Annotated in this window: 20 protein-coding genes; 13 read left to right on the top strand and 7 right to left on the bottom strand. The window is 63.2% G+C overall.

Annotated elements, in window-relative coordinates; translation table 11 throughout:
• Nucleotides 1-76: 76 nt before the first annotated feature.
• The 5 genes from VWY75_RS12935 to VWY75_RS12915 all read left to right on the top strand — a co-directional run bounded on the left by VWY75_RS12935 (nucleotide 77) and on the right by VWY75_RS12915 (nucleotide 6878).
• A complete protein-coding gene (locus VWY75_RS12935) occupies nucleotides 77-1231 on the top strand; it encodes an aminodeoxychorismate synthase component I (RefSeq protein ID WP_416539125.1) in 1155 nt (384 codons plus the stop codon).
• Entirely contained in the window at nucleotides 1174-1827 is a 654-nt protein-coding gene (locus tag VWY75_RS12930) for an aminotransferase class IV family protein (protein WP_416539124.1), read from the top strand. The genes VWY75_RS12935 and VWY75_RS12930 overlap by 58 nt, the downstream gene beginning before the upstream one ends.
• Nucleotides 1828-2198: 371 nt before the next feature.
• The gene (gene aspS, locus VWY75_RS12925; RefSeq protein WP_340546345.1) at nucleotides 2199-3983 is read left to right on the top strand and encodes an aspartate--tRNA ligase; all 1785 of its coding nucleotides are present in this window, start codon (nucleotides 2199-2201) and stop codon (nucleotides 3981-3983) included.
• 212 nt (nucleotides 3984-4195) lie between these two features.
• Nucleotides 4196-5605 carry a DUF1800 domain-containing protein gene (locus VWY75_RS12920; RefSeq protein ID WP_416539123.1) on the top strand — a complete coding sequence of 470 codons (1410 nt, stop codon included), beginning with the start codon at nucleotides 4196-4198 and terminating at the stop codon, nucleotides 5603-5605.
• A gap of 13 nt (nucleotides 5606-5618) precedes the next feature.
• Nucleotides 5619-6878: a DUF1501 domain-containing protein gene (locus VWY75_RS12915; protein WP_416539122.1), complete on the top strand. Its 1260-nt coding sequence runs from the start codon at nucleotides 5619-5621 to the stop codon at nucleotides 6876-6878.
• Nucleotides 6879-7163: 285 nt separating this feature from the next.
• Here VWY75_RS12915 and VWY75_RS12910 read toward each other — a convergent pair whose 3' ends face one another.
• Nucleotides 7164-7304 carry a hypothetical protein gene (locus tag VWY75_RS12910; RefSeq protein WP_340546200.1) on the bottom strand — a complete coding sequence of 47 codons (141 nt, stop codon included), beginning with the start codon at nucleotides 7302-7304 and terminating at the stop codon, nucleotides 7164-7166.
• 1 nt (nucleotide 7305) lies between these two features.
• Complete coding sequence (locus VWY75_RS12905) at nucleotides 7306-8025, bottom strand: response regulator (protein ID WP_340546199.1); 720 nt, start codon at nucleotides 8023-8025, stop codon at nucleotides 7306-7308.
• Nucleotides 8026-8247: 222 nt separating this feature from the next.
• Here VWY75_RS12905 and mce point away from each other — a divergent pair, with 222 nt between their 5' ends.
• Together mce and VWY75_RS12895 are read left to right on the top strand one after the other, a co-directional pair.
• The gene (gene mce / locus VWY75_RS12900; protein WP_340546198.1) at nucleotides 8248-8652 is read left to right on the top strand and encodes a methylmalonyl-CoA epimerase; all 405 of its coding nucleotides are present in this window, start codon (nucleotides 8248-8250) and stop codon (nucleotides 8650-8652) included.
• Nucleotides 8653-8709: 57 nt separating this feature from the next.
• A complete protein-coding gene (locus tag VWY75_RS12895) occupies nucleotides 8710-8985 on the top strand; it encodes a DUF1467 family protein (protein ID WP_340546197.1) in 276 nt (91 codons plus the stop codon).
• A gap of 98 nt (nucleotides 8986-9083) precedes the next feature.
• Here the strand turns inward: VWY75_RS12895 and VWY75_RS12890 are convergent, their stop codons facing one another.
• Both VWY75_RS12890 and VWY75_RS12885 read right to left on the bottom strand, forming a co-directional pair.
• The gene (locus tag VWY75_RS12890; RefSeq protein WP_340546196.1) at nucleotides 9084-9788 is read right to left on the bottom strand and encodes an EI24 domain-containing protein; all 705 of its coding nucleotides are present in this window, start codon (nucleotides 9786-9788) and stop codon (nucleotides 9084-9086) included.
• Entirely contained in the window at nucleotides 9785-10363 is a 579-nt protein-coding gene (locus tag VWY75_RS12885; protein ID WP_340546195.1) for a nitroreductase family protein, read from the bottom strand. Before VWY75_RS12885 ends, VWY75_RS12890 begins: the two co-directional genes overlap by 4 nt.
• Before the next feature lie 211 nt (nucleotides 10364-10574).
• On the opposite strand from VWY75_RS12885, the gene VWY75_RS12880 reads away from it, so the two are divergent.
• A complete protein-coding gene (locus VWY75_RS12880; protein WP_416539175.1) occupies nucleotides 10575-10871 on the top strand; it encodes a DUF167 domain-containing protein in 297 nt (98 codons plus the stop codon).
• Between the two features lie 64 nt (nucleotides 10872-10935).
• On the opposite strand, the gene VWY75_RS12875 is transcribed toward VWY75_RS12880, so the two are convergent.
• Complete coding sequence (locus VWY75_RS12875; RefSeq protein ID WP_340546194.1) at nucleotides 10936-11190, bottom strand: hypothetical protein; 255 nt, start codon at nucleotides 11188-11190, stop codon at nucleotides 10936-10938.
• A gap of 149 nt (nucleotides 11191-11339) precedes the next feature.
• Between VWY75_RS12875 and VWY75_RS12870 the strand changes: the two genes are divergently transcribed.
• The 4 genes from VWY75_RS12870 to VWY75_RS12855 all read left to right on the top strand — a co-directional run bounded on the left by VWY75_RS12870 (nucleotide 11340) and on the right by VWY75_RS12855 (nucleotide 13090).
• Complete coding sequence (locus tag VWY75_RS12870; RefSeq protein WP_340546193.1) at nucleotides 11340-12065, top strand: M48 family metalloprotease; 726 nt, start codon at nucleotides 11340-11342, stop codon at nucleotides 12063-12065.
• Nucleotides 12062-12448, top strand: a complete 387-nt coding sequence (locus VWY75_RS12865) for a YigZ family protein (protein WP_340546192.1) — start codon at nucleotides 12062-12064, stop codon at nucleotides 12446-12448. The genes VWY75_RS12870 and VWY75_RS12865 overlap by 4 nt, the downstream gene beginning before the upstream one ends.
• A gap of 95 nt (nucleotides 12449-12543) precedes the next feature.
• Nucleotides 12544-12837 (top strand): DUF6455 family protein, encoded by a 294-nt coding sequence (locus VWY75_RS12860; RefSeq protein ID WP_340546191.1) that lies wholly within the window; start codon nucleotides 12544-12546, stop codon nucleotides 12835-12837.
• A 1-nt stretch (nucleotide 12838) separates the two neighbouring features.
• A complete protein-coding gene (locus VWY75_RS12855; protein ID WP_416535019.1) occupies nucleotides 12839-13090 on the top strand; it encodes a DUF6455 family protein in 252 nt (83 codons plus the stop codon).
• Between the two features lie 10 nt (nucleotides 13091-13100).
• On the opposite strand, the gene VWY75_RS12850 is transcribed toward VWY75_RS12855, so the two are convergent.
• The gene (locus VWY75_RS12850; RefSeq protein WP_340546189.1) at nucleotides 13101-13484 is read right to left on the bottom strand and encodes a thiol-disulfide oxidoreductase DCC family protein; all 384 of its coding nucleotides are present in this window, start codon (nucleotides 13482-13484) and stop codon (nucleotides 13101-13103) included.
• Between the two features lie 264 nt (nucleotides 13485-13748).
• Between VWY75_RS12850 and VWY75_RS12845 the strand changes: the two genes are divergently transcribed.
• Entirely contained in the window at nucleotides 13749-15101 is a 1353-nt protein-coding gene (locus VWY75_RS12845; protein ID WP_416539120.1) for a hypothetical protein, read from the top strand.
• A gap of 20 nt (nucleotides 15102-15121) precedes the next feature.
• On the opposite strand, the gene rimO is transcribed toward VWY75_RS12845, so the two are convergent.
• Nucleotides 15122-16543 carry a 30S ribosomal protein S12 methylthiotransferase RimO gene (gene rimO, locus VWY75_RS12840; protein ID WP_416539119.1) on the bottom strand — a complete coding sequence of 474 codons (1422 nt, stop codon included), beginning with the start codon at nucleotides 16541-16543 and terminating at the stop codon, nucleotides 15122-15124.
• Nucleotides 16544-16870: the final 327 nt, after the last annotated feature.

The raw sequence follows: 16870 nt of genomic DNA, 5'->3' as shown, positions 1-16870 counted from the left end.
AATGCCGCATCCGTGGGTTTTGTTCGCATAGCGAACGGATATATGTGGAGAGGTCATAACGACGGAGCAGGCTGACGTGCGGATTCGCTTTGATCAGGGGCCGATGGGGGCCGGGACATGTTTTGAAACGCCGCTGCGCATGATCCGCGCAGAGCGGGCCGAAGACGTGCCTGCCGCGCTGGCGGCGCTGGATGCGGCGCGCGACGCCGGCCATTGGCTGGCGGGCTATGCGTCCTATGAGCTGGGCTATGCGCTGGAGCCAAAACTGGCGGGCCGGATGCCTGCGGGGCGGCGGCTGCCGCTCATTTGTTTTGGGGTCTATGCGGAACCGCGAGCGCAGAACATTGGGGGCCGGACCCGACCGCAGGCGGAAAGCGAAGCTGGTCTTGAAGGAATTACCCCCCGCTGGACTTTTGACCGCTACGCCGAAGCCTTCGCAGAGGTGAACCGCAACATTGGCCAGGGCGATATCTATCAGGCCAACCTGACCTTCCCGATTGATGCCGACGCTTATGGGACATCCGAAGACATCTATGCCGCGCTTCAGGCCAGACAGGCCGTCGGCCACGGTGCCTTGGTCCAACAGGAGGGGCTGCCGGACCTGTTGTCACGCTCGCCAGAGCTGTTCTTCCGCACCGATGCAGAAGGGGGCATCGAGACCCGCCCGATGAAGGGCACCCAGCCGCGCAGCGACGATCCGTTGGAGGATGCCCGCCGTCGCGACTTTCTGCGCCAGGATGAGAAGAACCGCGCCGAAAACCTGATGATCGTGGACCTCTTGCGCAACGATATCTCACGCGTCGCCGAGACCGGGTCTGTGCTTGTGCCGGAGCTGTTTGCGGTCGAGAGCTACGCCACGGTGCATCAGATGGTCTCCACCGTCCGCGCCAGATTGCGGCCCGACGCGGGGCTTGCGGAGATCTTTGCCGCGCTGTTTCCCTGCGGTTCCATCACCGGCGCCCCCAAGATTCGCGCGATGGAAATCCTCGCGGAACTGGAACCATGGGCGCGCGACATCTATTGCGGCACCATCGGCTGGGCGGCGCCGGACGGCCGGGCAGAATTCAATGTGGCAATCCGCACGCTGATGCTGGACGCGGGCCGCGCGACGCTCAATGTGGGCGGTGGCGTGGTCTGGGACAGCACCGCAGATGCAGAATATGAGGAAGCCCTATGGAAAGCCCGCTTTGCCCGCGTGACACCCTCCAGAACGATCCCGCTTTCGGCCTGATCGAGACGCTGGGCTGGCATCCGGGGCAGGGCTTTCGTCACCTGCGGCTGCATCTGGCCCGGATGGCGCGCAGCGCGGCTCTGTTCGGGATCGCTTTCGATCCAAAGCGGGCGGAGGCGGTTCTGGCGGAAGCCACCGATGCGGCGCCGCTGCGCTGCCGCCTGACGCTGGACGCGGAGGGGCAATTGGCGCTGACCACGGCCGCTCTGGGAAACAGCCCCTCGGATTGGCGGCTGCGTATCGCGGAGACCCGGCTGGAAGCGGACGACATGTGGCTTCAGCACAAGACAACCCGCCGCGCGCTCTACGATGCCGCGCGGGCCGCGCTGCCGGAAGGCGTGGATGAACTCCTGTTCCTGAACGAGCAGGGCGAGGTTTGCGAGGGCACCATCACCAATATCTTTGTAACCCGCCCGGACGGGCAGGTGATCACGCCGCCGCTCAGCTGCGGCCTGCTGCCGGGTATCCTGCGGCAGGTGATGCTGGAGCGGGAGGAATGCACGGAGGCGGTGCTGCGTCTTGAGGACCTCAGGTGTGCCAAGGCCATCCATATGGGCAATTCCCTGCGCGGGCTGATCCCGGCACGTCTGGTGTAACGGGGGCGCTCCCGCGGACAAGCCGCCCTTCTGGCTGACGCCAGCGGGCCCTTGCCCTTTGGGCGTGGCAGCGCACCATTGGGTGCGCTGCGGTTCCGCAGAACGCAACCGACGCCGTGCCAGAGGCATGGCGCCCGGCCCAACGTCGGAGGCCTCAGCGCGTCCGCGATGAGACCGTAGAGCGCGGGAGACCCTCGCTCGGGCGCGCAACAGGCACTATTGGTGGCTCGCGGCTGCCGAATCCGCCCAGTTTGCTTGACAACGGCGTCGCAACCTAGTGTACCACCCCGGACGAATTCCGCGCCGTTCTGGCGCATTTCCCGATTGACGGCCCTCCCGGACATGAGACCGGTATAATGAAAGGTCACCCCATGCACGACTATCGCAGCCATACCTGCGCCGAACTGAACAAATCCAACGTCGGTGAAACCGTCCGCCTGTCGGGCTGGGTCCACCGCGTCCGCGACCATGGCGGGTTGTTGTTCATCGACCTGCGCGACCATTACGGTGTGACCCAGGTCATGGCCGACCCGGACAGCCCGGTCTTTGCCGAGATCGAGAAGGTCCGCTCCGAATGGTGTATCCGCATCGACGGCAATGTCATGGCCCGTGATGAGAGCCTGGTGAACCCGAAAATCTCCACCGGCGAGATCGAAGTCTTTATCCGCGATATCGAGGTGCTGGGCAAATCCGAGGAACTGCCGCTGATGGTCTTCGGCGAGCAGGAATACCCCGAGGAAACCCGCCTGCGCTATCGCTATCTGGACCTGCGCCGCGAGAAGATGCAGCGCAACATGGTGCTGCGCTCCAACATGATCCGTTCGATCCGCAACCGCATGTGGGACATCGGCTTCAACGAATACCAGACTCCGATCATCACCGCCTCCTCCCCCGAGGGCGCGCGCGACTTCCTGGTGCCGTCGCGCCTGCATCCGGGCAAATTCTATGCGCTGCCGCAGGCGCCGCAGCAGTTCAAGCAGCTGATGATGGTGTCGGGCTTTGACAAGTATTTCCAGATCGCGCCCTGCTTCCGCGACGAGGACCCGCGCGCCGACCGCTCGCCTGCGGATTTTTACCAGCTCGACATGGAAATGTCCTTTGTCACCCAGCAGGATGTGTTCGACACCATCGCGCCGGTGATGGCGGGCGTGTTCGAGGAATTCGGCGGCGGCCGCAAGGTCGACCCGGCGCATGACTGGCCGCAGATCTCCTACAAGGATGCCGCCAAATGGTACGGCACCGACAAGCCGGACCTCAGGAACCCGATCAAGATGCAGGACTGTTCCGAGCATTTCCGCGGGTCTGGGTTCGCGATCTTTGCAAACCTCTTGGAAAACGAAGGCACAGAAGTGCGCGCCATCCCGGCACCGACCGGTGGCTCCCGCAAGTTCTGCGACCGGATGAACAAGTTTGCGCAAGGAGAAGGCCTGCCGGGCATGGGCTATATTTTCTGGCGCGACGGCGACAACGGGATGGAAGCGGCTGGCCCGCTGGCCAAGAACATCGGCCCTGAGCGCACCGAGGCGATCCGCCAGCAGCTGGGCCTGGGCGTTGGTGACGCGGCCTTCTTCCTCGGCGGCAAGCCGAAGGCGTTTGAAGGCGTCGCGGGCAAGGCCCGCACCGTCATCGGCGAGGAGCTGGGCCTGATTGACAAGGACCGCTTTGCCTTTGCCTGGATCGTCGATTTCCCGATCTACGAGAAGGACGAGGAAACCGGCAAGATCGACTTTGAGCACAACCCGTTCTCGATGCCGCAGGGCGGCATGGACGCGCTGCTGTCCGATCCGCTGGCCGTGAAGGGCTACCAGTACGACCTCGCCTGCAACGGCTATGAGCTGGTGTCCGGCGCGATCCGGAACCACAAGCCGGAGATCATGTTCAAGGCCTTTGAAATCGCCGGCTACGGCAAGGAAGAGGTCGAAAAACGCTTTGGCGGCATGGTCAACGCCTTCCAGTACGGCGCCCCGCCGCACGGCGGCTGCGCGGCCGGTATCGACCGCATGGTAATGCTCTTGGCCGACGAGGCCAACATCCGCGAAGTCATCATGTTCCCGATGAACCAGCGCGCCGAAGATCTGATGATGTCGGCCCCGTCGGAACCGCTGAGCGAGCAGCTGATGGAGCTGGGGCTGCGGGTGATTCCACAGGACCAGTAACCTCTGGAGGTCAGTCTGAAACAGGCCCGGACAGATGTCCGGGCCTGTTTCGATTCGGCGGGCACCGCAGCTCCGTCGAGTTGTGGCGCGATCTTGGCGGCCCGCAGTGCGCCCATGAGCAGAGAGTTGCGTGCCTGAAGAAATTCAGCTGGTGTCGGCGCTGCGATATCTTACTCTTGTCGGGTTGCAACAGCTCATGAGCGGGGAAAGCGATGCGCTTTGACGGGGAATTGGCGGAGATCCGTTTCGGCTGCGGCCTGTCGCCGCTGCATGCCCCTGCCGCCGGGCCGGAGCGGCTGCTTGCTGACCTTCAGGCCCCGGATCATGCGGCGCAGACCTGGCCGATCCCTGGTTTTGACGCTGCGCTGGCGGATGCTCGGGCCTATTCCGCCGCCCGCCGCGCCCGCAAGGCGGCCGCTGGCAGCCCGGATTTCGAGATGCGCGACAGGGATCTGAAACACCAGCGCGCCCTGATGCGGGACCATCAGGCGGATTGGTTCGTTCGACGGCTGCTGCGCTGCGTGACAACGCCGCATGGGTTTCGCGAACGGCTTGCCCTGTTCTGGGCGGATCACTTCACCGCGCAGGGCAAGATTGCCGCGCTGCGCTACGCTGCCACCCCCTATGTCGAGACGTCGATCCGCCCGCATATTGCCGCGCGGTTCGAGGATCTGCTGATTGCGGCTGTGACCAGCCCGCTGATGCTGCATTACCTGGACCAGCACCGGTCCACCGGCCCCAACAGCCGCCGCGCCAAACGGGTCGCGCAGCGTCAGGGGCGGGTGGTCGGGCTCAATGAGAATCTGGCGCGCGAAGTGCTGGAGCTGCACACGCTCGGCGTTGGCGGGCCTTATACGCAACAGGATGTGCGCCAGCTGGCCGAGCTGTTCACCGGTATGATCTACGACACCACCGAGGGCTTCAAATTTGCGCCGGGATGGGCCGAGCCGGGGGCCGAGACCCTATTGGGAAAGCGCTACGATGCCGAGGTCACGGGTCTGGCTGCGATCAAACAGGCGCTGCGGGATCTGGCGCGCCACCCGGCCACGGCGGATCATCTGGCGCATAAACTGGCGGTGCATTTCACCCGTGACACGCCGGACCCGGCACTGGTCGCCCATCTGGCGGCCCGCTACCGGGCGACATCGGGGGATCTGACGCAGGTCTATGCGGCGCTGCTGGAGCATCCGGCGGCCTGGCAACCTGACCTTGAAAACGTCAAACCGCCCTTTGCCTATCTCGCCTCGGCCTGTCGGGCGCTGGCGTTGCCAGCTGCCGCGCTGACCGGGCTGAGCCGGGCGCAGGTCAACCGGTTCTTCCTGCGTCCGATGCAGCGCATGGGCCAGCGCTGGGAGGTCTCCAACGGTCCCGACGGCTGGCCCGAGGCCGATGCAACCTGGATCACGCCGCAGGCTCTGGCGGAGCGGCTGCGCTGGTGCATGTCGGTGCCGACACAGGTGATGGTGCAGGGCGCAGGACCATTGCCCGCGCCGCTTCAGCTGCTGCGAAGCGCCCTTGGCGGCCGGGAAACCGCGCAGCTGCGGTTCGTCGCAACAGCTGCCGAAACCGAGCGGGAGGCGATAGGACTGATCCTTGCCTCACCCGTCTTTCAGCGGCGTTGAGAGGGAGATCGTGATGACCAAGGCACCGCGTCGTGGGTTCACTGGCCCATCCCGCCCCTCTGGACTGACCCGGCGCGGTTTCCTCGCCCGCTCCGGTCTGATTGGCTGTTCGCTGGCGGCAAGCCCGCTGCTGACCCCCGTGAGCTTTGCTGCGGCCCCCTGGGACAGCCGGCTGGTGGTGATCATCCTGCGCGGCGGCATGGATGCCATCGATGTGGTCCAGCCCTATGGTGATCCGGCCTATGCCGGCCTGCGGTCGAGCCTCAGGGGAGGGCCGCAAAATGGCGGGCTCGATCTGGATGGCTATTTTTCCCTGCATCCGGGACTTGCCCCCTTGATGCCGTTGTGGCGGGCGGAGCAGCTCGGGTTTATTCACGCGGTATCAACGCCTTATCGTGACAAGCGCAGCCATTTTGACGGTCAGGATCTGCTGGAAGCCGGGACGCCGGGCCTGCACCAGCGCCGCGACGGATGGCTGAACCGGCTGTTGCAGATCACGCCCGGTGTCGAGGCGCGCACCGCCTTTGCCATCGGGCAGGGGGAAATGAAACTGTTGCAGGGCGCGGCCCCGGTGTCCGACTGGTCGCCGGATGCGGAAATGGCTCTCAGCCCGCAGGCCGAACGTCTGGCCGGTCTGATGATGGAGCAGGATCCGCTGTTTCATGCCGCTCTGGCAGAGGCGCTCGACCTTGCCGACAGCGCACCCATGGATGCGGACGGCGCCGGGAGCGCAGAGGCAACGGGAAGCATGGGGCAGGCCAAGGCACGATCCCGACCACATCAGCGGATTGCCAGCTATGCGGCCCAGCAGCTGCGCGGTGACAGCCGGATTGCGGCTTTCTCTATCAACGGCTGGGATACGCACAACCGTCAGACCGGCGCGCTCACACGGGCGCTGGGGCGCCTGTCCGATACCATTCTGACACTGTACCGCGATCTTGGGCCGGGGATCTGGGACAAAACCGCAGTGGTGGCGATGACCGAATTTGGCCGCACCGTGCGCGAAAACGGGACCAGCGGCACCGATCACGGAACCGGCGGTGCGATGGTGCTTGCCGGTGGCGCGATCCGGGGTGGCCGGGTCCACGGGCTGTGGCCGGGTCTTGAGGAGGCGGCGCTGTTTGATCGCCGTGATCTGATGCCCACTGGTGATGTGCGGGCCCATATGGGCTGGATCATGCGCGGTATGATCGGCACCGACGCCCAGCAGATTGCAGATGTGGTTTTTCCCGGCGTCGAGCTGGGCGCTGAGCCGGGGGTGCTGCGGCGCTGACGGGGGTGCGCTGACCGTTACGGCGGCTTGCGGCTCCGCCAGTGGGCCGCCAGTCAGCGGTTAATGGGAGAGGGGCCGAGAGTGTATCGGCTCGCGCGATCTGTCGCCTTGCGCCGCTATGTGGGTGCTGCGCATTGGCCGACCGGGATAGCGACCGTGCGATCTGTTATCCAATAGACTGACCGGGCTACCTGTCAGCAAGGATGCTCGCCCAACGATCTGTCAGCAAGGGTGCGGACGGGGTGACCTGTCAGCCAGGATCAGGTGATCCCGTGGCGCGGCAGATCAGCGGTCGCTGCGATCAAGGATGACCAGCGATCCCAATGTCCGGTCGCGGTTACGGCGGATTTCACGGGCCGAGAACCGCGCCTGAAGATATAGGACAATGCCCAAAGTGGTTGAGGCGATGAGAACGATTTCGATCATCTCAGATGGCGACTTTCTGTTTCAGACGTTCCTGAACCAGCCCGGCGACACGGGCGGCAATGGCGGCAACGGGGCGTCCGCTGCTGCGGGCATCGGCCAGATCTGCGGCGGCTCCTGCCAGATGTGAGTCGCCAACGCTGCGGGCCACACCACCAAGGAACTGCGCAACATAGTCCAATGTCTGCCCTTCCTCAGCTTCGTTCAGCACCTCTGCGGCATGGGACATGTCATCCTGAAAGGCGAGGAGATCCGGCTCGATCACCTCATCGGTCAGCTGGTTGGGGCCGGAGAGCTGGCGTTCGGCGGGCAGGCGCGACAGGATCGCGGATTGGAATGCGGCGAGCGATGTGATCGGTTTTGCCAGAAACCCATCGGCCCCGGCGTCCATCGCCATCGCCTCACCTGCTTCATCACCGGAGATCCCGAGGATCACGCCGACACGTGGCGAGGCCTCCGCCATGGAGCGGATCAGATCGGCGCCCGACCCATCAGGCAGGCCGAGATCGGCAATAACGACCGAGGGGCGGTAGACCTTCAGATGCCGGTGGGCGGATTTCAGACAATCGGCCCGGCGGATCCGCGCACCGCTGCGCAGGCACAGCAGACGCATCGCCTCGCAGGCGTATCGACTGTCTTCCACCACAAGAATGGTCAGCCCCAACAAAGGTCGTTTGGTGGTGGGCAGGCGGTGGGCAGCAGCAAACAGTTCCGAATCGTCCATGACTAAGGCTCCTGACTGGATACGACTCAACGCTAGGGAAACGGGGCTAACAGCTGGTTAACATCCAGGTCGCAGCCTAAGGTTGAATGGAATTACCGCGCAAAAATCGACGCAACGAAGCGTTATTGCAGGAAATATTCTGCCGCGCGGATTGGCGCACTTGTCCGCAGGCCATGGCTCTTTGATAAGTCTTGGCAATCAGTTCACTCAGGAGACCGCACCATGATTGGCCGCCTCAACCACGTCGCAATTGCCGTACCGGACCTTGATGCCGCCTCGGCACAGTATCGCAACACCCTCGGCGCCAAGGTCGGCGCACCCCAGGATGAGCCCGATCACGGCGTCACCGTCGTGTTCATCGAACTGCCCAATACCAAGATCGAGCTGCTCTACCCTCTGGGCGACACTTCTCCCATTGCGGGGTTTCTGGAAAAGAACCCGGCCGGGGGCATTCACCACATCTGCTACGAGGTGGATGATATCCTGGCGGCCCGCGACCGGCTCAAGGCCGAAGGCGCGCGGGTGCTTGGATCGGGCGAACCCAAGATAGGCGCCCATGGCAAACCGGTTCTTTTCCTGCATCCGAAGGATTTCAACGGCTGCCTGGTGGAATTGGAACAGGTTTGACGCTATCTGCCCCTTAACCCTCCGCAGTGGGGCGGGGGTCTCAGAAGGACAGCTATCATGGGTGTGACATCCGGTTTGGTTCTCTATGCGGTGATCTGGTTCATGACGTTCCTGATCGTGATCCCGATCCGCATTCAGACGCAGGGCGACCTAGGCGAGATCGTGCCCGGCACCCACGCCGGTGCGCCCGAGCATCACTATTTGAAGCAGAAGGCCGTGATCACCACCATTGCCGCTGCCGTCATCTGGGCGATCGTTGCAACGATCATCCTTAGCGGCTGGATCACGGTGAATGATTTTGACTGGTTCGATCGGCTGCCGGATCCCGAATAACCCGGCGCAGCATATCTTTGGCATCATAACAGGCGGGCAAGGGTCCGCCTGTTTTATGTTTGTCCTCCGGTTTGCCGCCCCGGTTTGCTCCGCGCGGCTCAGCCTGCCGACAGTTCGTGCCGGGTCAGCCGATGGAAGAGATGGGTGAAGGTCGCCGCCCCGATGATCGGGATAAGCAGGTTCACCAGCGGAATCGACAGCGGCATGGCCATCAGCACACCGGCGATCCAGACCGCGCCCAGATGCTTGCGCCGCAGCCGTTTGGCTTCCGGCAGGCCAATGCGGCGCGCGGCGGCGAGGGTGAAATACTCCCGCCCCAGAAGGAACCCGTTCAGCCCCCAGAAGATAAACAGCGCAAAGGGGGCAAGCATCACGTAAAGCACCAGCGCCAGCACATTGGCGACGACAAGAACGCCGAGAAAATTGATGGTATCGCGCACGCCATCCCAGAACGGTGTCTTGGTCGCCGGTGGCAGACCGGGATAGTGGCGATCTTCTACCGCCTGTGCGACCTCATCCAGAAACATCGAGGTAATCGCCGAGGCCACGGGCACCATCAGGAACGCCGACAGCACCAGCATCAGCAGCAGCGAGGTGATCGAAAGGAGATCATCGACCCAGGTGACCGGGCCGATCAGCGGCAGCGTCGCATCCGGACCGACCAGCCATTGGATCAATGCCAGAAACGCCGCATAGGCCAGCACCAGCAGCGCGACGGTCAGGCCAATGCCCAGAAACAGAACCCGGCGAAAGCGGGGGTCGCCGATCTGGCTCAGCGCCTTTGAGAAATCTGTCAGAATCATTGGTCCATCCAGGTGGTCAGCGCCGCCAGATCAGGGCGGGGGCGGTCCGGCGGCGTGTTGGTTTCGGTGGCGATATGGATCAGGCCCGCAATCCGCTCATGCGACTGCAGGCCAAAGGCTTCGGCGCAGAACTCGGGATCATGGCTGGCCCAGCCTGACAGCCAGTTGGCGCCCCAGCCGGCCGCAAGAGCTGCGTTCAACAGCGCCAGGCAGACGGCCCCGGCTGAGTAGGTCTGCTCGATGGGCGGGATCTTCGGGCTCGCCTTCTGGATCTCCACAACGGCGACCGCCAGTTGCCCCAGTTCAAACTGGCTGCGGCCCTTGGCAATATCCTCGGCCGATTTGCCCAGTCGTTCGCCCGCCTTGCCGGTCAGCTCTGCCAGCCGCGCCATCGCGGGTTTCTCGATCACGATGAAACGCCAGGGCTCCAGCTTGCCGTGATCGGGCGTGCGTGCGGCTGCGGTCAACAGCGGCATCAGCGCCTCGCGGCTTGGGGCCGGGGCCACCAGCGTCTTGGCCGGGCGGGAACGGCGCGACAACAGAAACGCCAGGGCAGCATCATTGCGAGGGGGCATATGTGAAACCTTTTTACATCTATCGCCCCATGTCGGCAGGGCGGCGCGGGATTTCAAGGGGGATCCGAGAATTTGGCAAAGCTGGCCTGCCCGGAGCGGGGACAGGCACGGACCGCAGCCGGATCCAAACATGAGGTGTGAGGCAGGAAATATCCCGGTCGTAGCGCCAAAGTCTATGGATTTTGCCCGCAATCCGCGCGATCACCCCGCTATGGGCAAGCCAAAGCAGAAAGACCTCCCCGATCTCAGCCATCTGGCCATCGCCGGTGCAGAGATTGCCGTCCGCGTCACGCCAAAAGCGTCGCGCAACGCCGTTATCCGTGCCGGGGCGGAGAACTGCGGGCAGGCGGGTGTGCTCAAGATCACGGTGACGGCAGCGCCCGAGAACGGCAAGGCCACGGCTGCGGTGCAGCTGCTGCTGGCCCGCGCGATGGGTATTGCCCCCTCGCAGCTGACACTGCTGCGCGGCGCGACCTCTCGGGAGAAGGTCTTTGCCTACCGCCGCTGAGGTCTCCGGGTCCGGGCCTGCGCCGCCAACCATGGGGCCAGCCCTCACCAGTTCCTGATGGATCTCAGCCCTTTGCCTCGGGTTCATCATCGCGGGCAAAGCGATAGACCCCCTCAGGCAGATCCAGCGCCGCTGCAAGATCGCGGACCTGATTGTGCGACAGGGTGATTGTCTGAACCCGGTCGGTGCGCGGGTCCAGCTGTTCGACCGTGACGCATTCTGTGAAAATATTGATGGAGACATCTTCCATCAGCGGGGTGGCCTCGTCATCGACGAGCGTAACGACGGTGGCGTCGAATTCATGCTCAATGGTAAACATGTCCCCAGCTTGCCACCGGGCCGCCCCCGCTGACAAGGCTTTGTCGCATCACGTGATCTTGCAGCAGATTGCAGCCGCCGGAGCTTCATGCAATTGATCCTCGGTCCGCTGTCGCGATAAGATGGCACAGACAAAGCAAAGGAGATGTCATGCGTCGGGTGTTGCTGTTGATGGGATGTGCCATCACCATGGGTCTTGCGGCCTGTGATGTTGTGGTTGACACCGGGTCTGCGCCCACCGCGCGGCCCTCTGGCGCGCCGGTTCAGGGCCTGTCCCCGGCCGAGGGGCGCAGCGCCTTTGCGGCGGTCACCCGCGTGGTCGAGCCCGTCTCTGAACGGGAATGCCGGGCGCGTGCGCCGGGTCTGAACTGTGATTTCCTGATCCGCATCGACCCCAACCCCAATGCCCCGCCAAATGCCTATCAGAGCCAGGACCGGTCCGGGCGCCCGGTGATCACCTTCACCCAGCGGATGCTGGGGCAGATTGCCAATCGGGATGAGCTGGCCTTTGTGATGTCACATGAGGCCGCCCATCATATTCGCGGCCATCTGGCGCGCAAACGACAAAGCGCGGTGGCAGGTTCGATCCTGCTGGCGGGACTTGCCAGCGTCTCTGGCGCCAGCGCGGCGGATGTGGCCCGCGCCCAGGATCTTGGCGCGGTGGTCGGCGCGCGCACCTATTCGAAGAATTTCGAGCTGGAAGCGGATGAGCTGGGTACCATCATCACCCATAAGGCCGGGTATCGTCCCAGCATCGGGGTGCGCTTCTTCAACCGGCTGCCGGATCCGGGCGATCGCTTTCTGGGCACACATCCGGCCAACCCGGACCGGGTGCGCGTGGTCAATCAGACGATCCAGAAATATAACCTGAATTGAGCGATCTGGACCAAGCCGTCGCCTCGCTGAGGCAGCTGGGCGTCGTGCTGACCGATCGCGGCTCGCGCTATGCGGTCAGCGGAGCGCGGGTCACCAGCCGCGAGCAGATCGACGCCGTTCTGGCGGCGCTGAAATCCGACCGCTCCTATGCCAAGGCGACCCATAACACCTGGGCCGCGCAGCTGCCCACCGGCGCGCTGAAGGCCGATGACGGCGAAAGCGGCGCCGGTATGGTCATCCTGCGCATGATGGAGCGCGAGGGGCTCTGCGATCACCTGATCATCGTCACCCGCTGGTATGGCGGCAAGAAACTGGGCGGCGACCGGTTTCGCCGGGTTCAGGACGCGGTGCGCGCCTATCTCGACCCGGCCAGGAGCAGCTGACCGCCGGGTGCGCGCCCTTTTGACCTGCATCAAATCGCAGTGCGCCGGAGATGGCTAAGCTGCCCTCAGAATGAATGATTTCCGAGGGCGCCGAGATGACCACCTACACCGATCAGAGCCGCAGGGACAACCTGAAGACCCATGCCGATCTTTTCGACAGCATGGCCACAACCGTGGGGCTGGACCTACAGGAAGAAGCCATCTCGGGCCGGTTGAGATTTGACGAGATCGCCGAGGCGGTGCTGCGCTGCACCCGCTGCGGCGGCGTCGGTGCCTGCCGAAATTGGCTGGCGAAGGGGGGCCGCCCAGGCGCCGACGCGCCGGATTTCTGCCGCAACCGCGATCTGCTGGCCTTTCTGAACGATGCGGAGACAGAGCAGGAGCGCTAGGATGCGGCCCTTGGGCGATCCGCTCCATCACCTGCGCCTGATGGCCCGGATGGGGCAGGCTGCGGGGGTTGAGCTGAGCGCTGCGCTGGCCGCAGGCCGGATCCCTCCCGAGGACTGGGCCGCGATGATCACCCGCTGCCGCAGCTGCGACGCGACCCTGCACTGCGAGGCCTTCCTTGCCACCCGCGAGCGATCACAGGCGCCGATGCCCGGCTGCCGCAATGCCGATCAGCTGATGGTGCTGCGCGACTGACGTATCGCAGCTACGACCCGCGACGCTGCCGCAGGCGGTGCCAGCGATAGAGCGTCGGCGCCAGCAGGTGATCATATGCCGCCGATGCAAGCTGGCGCAGACCGGGCAACCCGACGATCCGTGCGACCCAGCGATATCCCGGCATCTGCGCCCAAAGCACCAGAAACGCCGGGATGCCACTCAGCACCTCGCCCCGATGGCGCACATGCAGCCGTCGCGCCGCGCTATCGGCATCCACGCCCCACAGCGCCAGATCCTGCGAGTTCAGATCATCAAACCTAAGCGGCAAATCCCGCCGCTCCGCCAGATTGGCATAATGGCGGATCTCGATACTGCACACCGGACATTCCCCGTTGTAGAGAACCTCCGTGCTGTCATCCTGAGGGGTCGGCATGGTGGGTGCCTCTTTGCTGAACACTGATACTTGACGATATAGCGGCGCCGCGCCGCCGGACGAAGGGCAGATGGTCACAGGCAGCCCAAAAACTCCACGCGCCACAATCCATCCCGGTCCACCCCGTCCAACCAACAACGCGGCAAGGGGTAATGTTGCTGCGGTCTATCCAACCTTTGCAATAAATCTAAAGTTGTGCAAAATCACTCCAGGATTGTAGAAAATGATAATACCACCTTATTACGAGAGCGGCTTGGAGGCACCATGGACAGACCAGAATATCTAAAACAAGGAGAGCCTGCGCGCCTTTTCCCGGTTCTGTCCAACAACTCCAAAGAGGGCCGCACAACCTCAATTCTTCTCGCTTGCCTCTCGAAAGTTGAGGAACTTGCATCGGAGCTTCTGGCCTCTCTGGGGCAGAGAGCGGGAAAACGAACGTCGGTCGAGACATTTACCGAGGTTGTTTTTCACGGCCAAGAAGGTGGGGGCAAAGACCGCCCTGATGGGTTGATCATTGTGAGAAATGGCTCACGCGAATGGCGCGCTATGGTGGAGGCGAAGATTGGGAATAATCCGCTGACAGCAGAGCAGATTGAAAAATATCGGAACCTCGCCAAGGATAACGGAATCGACTGCGTCATCACAATTTCCAATCAGTTTGCGACCTTGCCTGCGAACCATCCGCTAGAAGATGTGCGCAAAAGCCGCTCTAAGATCCCTGTTTTTCATTGGTCATGGATGTTTGTTCTGACGGCTGTGGATTTGCTGATCAGCAATGACGGCGTGGCCGACGATGATCAGCGTGTGCTGCTGAATGAGCTGAGGCGGTTTCTGACCCATGAAAGCGCGGGTATTCGTGGTTTCGATCGAATGCCGCCGGAATGGGGAGAGTTAAACAAGCTGGTCTCTGCGGGTGGCAAGATACTGGCCAAATCGTCGGAGGCTGTCGCCGTATTGGAAGCCTGGCATCAGGAAACGAAAGATCTTTCCTTGATCTTGAGCAGGCAGACGGAGGCAAGCGTAAAAGAGCGCCTGAACAGAAAACACGCTAAAAATCCGGCAGACCGCCATAAAGACGAATTGAACCAGCTGAGGGAAACTCATCAATTACAAATCTGCTTTGACATCCCCAATGCTGCCGCACCTCTGGAGGTCGTAGCAGATCTTAACCGCCGGACAATTGAAGCGGGAATGACACTCAGAGCGCCTGAGGACAAGAAGTCGTCGAAAGCCCGTTTGAATTGGTTGCTGCGACAATTGAGAAGCGACGCCACTGACGATCTGTTTGTTCGCATGACTTGGCCGGGTCGCAGCGAAGACACCCATTTTCCCTTAACGGAATTGGTTGCCGATCCCGACCGCTGCGAGAAAGACAAAAACGGGCTTCAAGTTGTCAGTTTTCATATCTACGTTGCAAAGCGGTTGGGAGCAAAATTTACCCAGCAAACAAATTTTATCGCAGAGCTTGAGACCATCGTTCCAAAATTCTATCGAGAGGTTGGCCAAGACCTGTCTCCGTGGAGGAAACCTGCGCCAAGAATTCGGGAAACACAATCGGACGTCAGTGTTCAATCAATCGAAGATGAGGCAGAGGTAGAGGCGCTACGGGCACAATAGCTGCCCGGCGTTCGGGGGGACTAAGCCCTCCTAACGCCCCACAGGTCATACTCCCCGGCCTCGTCCACCTCGACCGTCACAAGATCACCCGCCTGCAACCCCTCGGTTCCCTCATCAATGAACAGGTTGCCGTCGATCTCCGGCGCGTCGGCCTTGGTGCGGCAGGTGGCGATGCCGTCTTCGTCAATGTCGTCCACGATGACCTGCATCGTCTGGCCGACCTTGGCCGCCAGCTTGGCCTCGGAAATCGCCTGGGCCTTCTCCATGAACCGCTCCCAGCGCTCCTGCTTCACCTCTTCCGGCACGTGGTCCGGCAGATCGTTGGAGCGCGCGCCGTCGACGTTTTCGTATTTAAAACATCCCACCCGGTCCAGCTGCGCCTCGTCCATCCAGTCGAGCAGGTGCTGGAACTCCGCCTCGGTCTCGCCGGGGAAGCCGACGATGAAGGTGGAGCGCAGGGTGATATCGGGGCAGGTCTCGCGCCAGGCGCGGATCTCGTCCAGCGTTTTGGCCGCCGCCGCGGGCCGTGCCATGCGGCGCAGCACGTCCGGGTGGGCGTGCTGGAAGGGGATGTCCAGATAGGGCAGCAGCGCATTGTCCGGGTCCGCCATCAGCGGGATCAGCTCGCGCACATGCGGGTAGGGGTAGACATAGTGCAGCCGCACCCAGAGGTCCTCTGCCGGGGCCAGCCTGCCCAGCTCGCGGCTGAGGTCAAGGATATGGCTGCGCACATCGGCGCCCTTCCAGGGGTGCGTGGAATACTTGCGGTCAAGGCCATAGGCGGAAGTGTCCTGGCTGATCACCAGGAGTTCGCGCACACCCGCCTCCACCAGCTTCTCCGCCTCGCGCAGCACCGCGTGCACCGGGCGCGAGGCCAGCTTGCCGCGCATGTCCGGGATGATGCAGAACTTGCACTTGTGGTTGCAGCCCTCGGAGATCTTCAGATAGCTGAAGTGGCGCGGGGTGAGCCGGACGCCGGTTGCGGGCAAGAGGTCTACATATGGGTTCGGGCTGGGCGGCACCGCGGAATGCACCGCGTCCAGCACCTGTTCATACTGATGCGGGCCAGTGACCGCGTGGATGCGCGGGTGATGCTCGCGGATGTAGTCCGGCTCGGCGCCCAAGCAGCCGGTGACGATCACCTTGCCGTTTTCCTTCAGCGCCTCGCCGATCGCCTCCAGGCTTTCGGCCTTGGCGCTGTCGAGGAAGCCGCAGGTGTTGACGATCACCGCGTCCGCGCCCGCGTAATCGGGCGAGATGCCGTAGCCTTCGGCGCGCAGCCGGGTCAGGATCCGCTCGCTGTCGACCAGCGCCTTTGGGCAGCCAAGCGACACCATGCCGAGGGTCGGCTGGCCGTCACGGGGTTTGTCGCGGAACTGCGGTTCCGGGGCAAGGTCGGGACGGAGGCTGGGCGGGTTGGCTGAACCGGGTGTCTGTGTCATGCGCGCGCATATATCAGGACTGCGGCAGGAGGCAAGGAAAACAGGGGTATTCAGCGTCACCACCTGTGCAGCGGGGCGGTGCATATCGCGCTTCCTGTGTTGAAGGTGGCAGGCCAGAGCCCGTAACCTGCGGAACAGCCATAGTGATCCCGAGCGCAAGTGAGACGCGAAGAGCGGGCGATTTTGTGCTGTGACCTGCGCTGTCGCCCTCGGGCGTCTGGGCCTGCGCCAGCGGTTCCGGTTGCGATAAACCTCTGATGCAAACATGCAAACCTTTGATGCTGCGCGGGGGCTTCCTGCATTGCACCCCTGCGCGCAGGCGGTAAG

The sequence above is a fragment of the Phaeobacter sp. JH20_08 genome, from assembly GCF_048056635.1.
GTDB classification, from domain to species: Bacteria; Pseudomonadota; Alphaproteobacteria; order Rhodobacterales; family Rhodobacteraceae; genus Phaeobacter; species Phaeobacter bryozoorum.
This window is presented reverse-complemented; position numbering and strand designations above follow the sequence as displayed.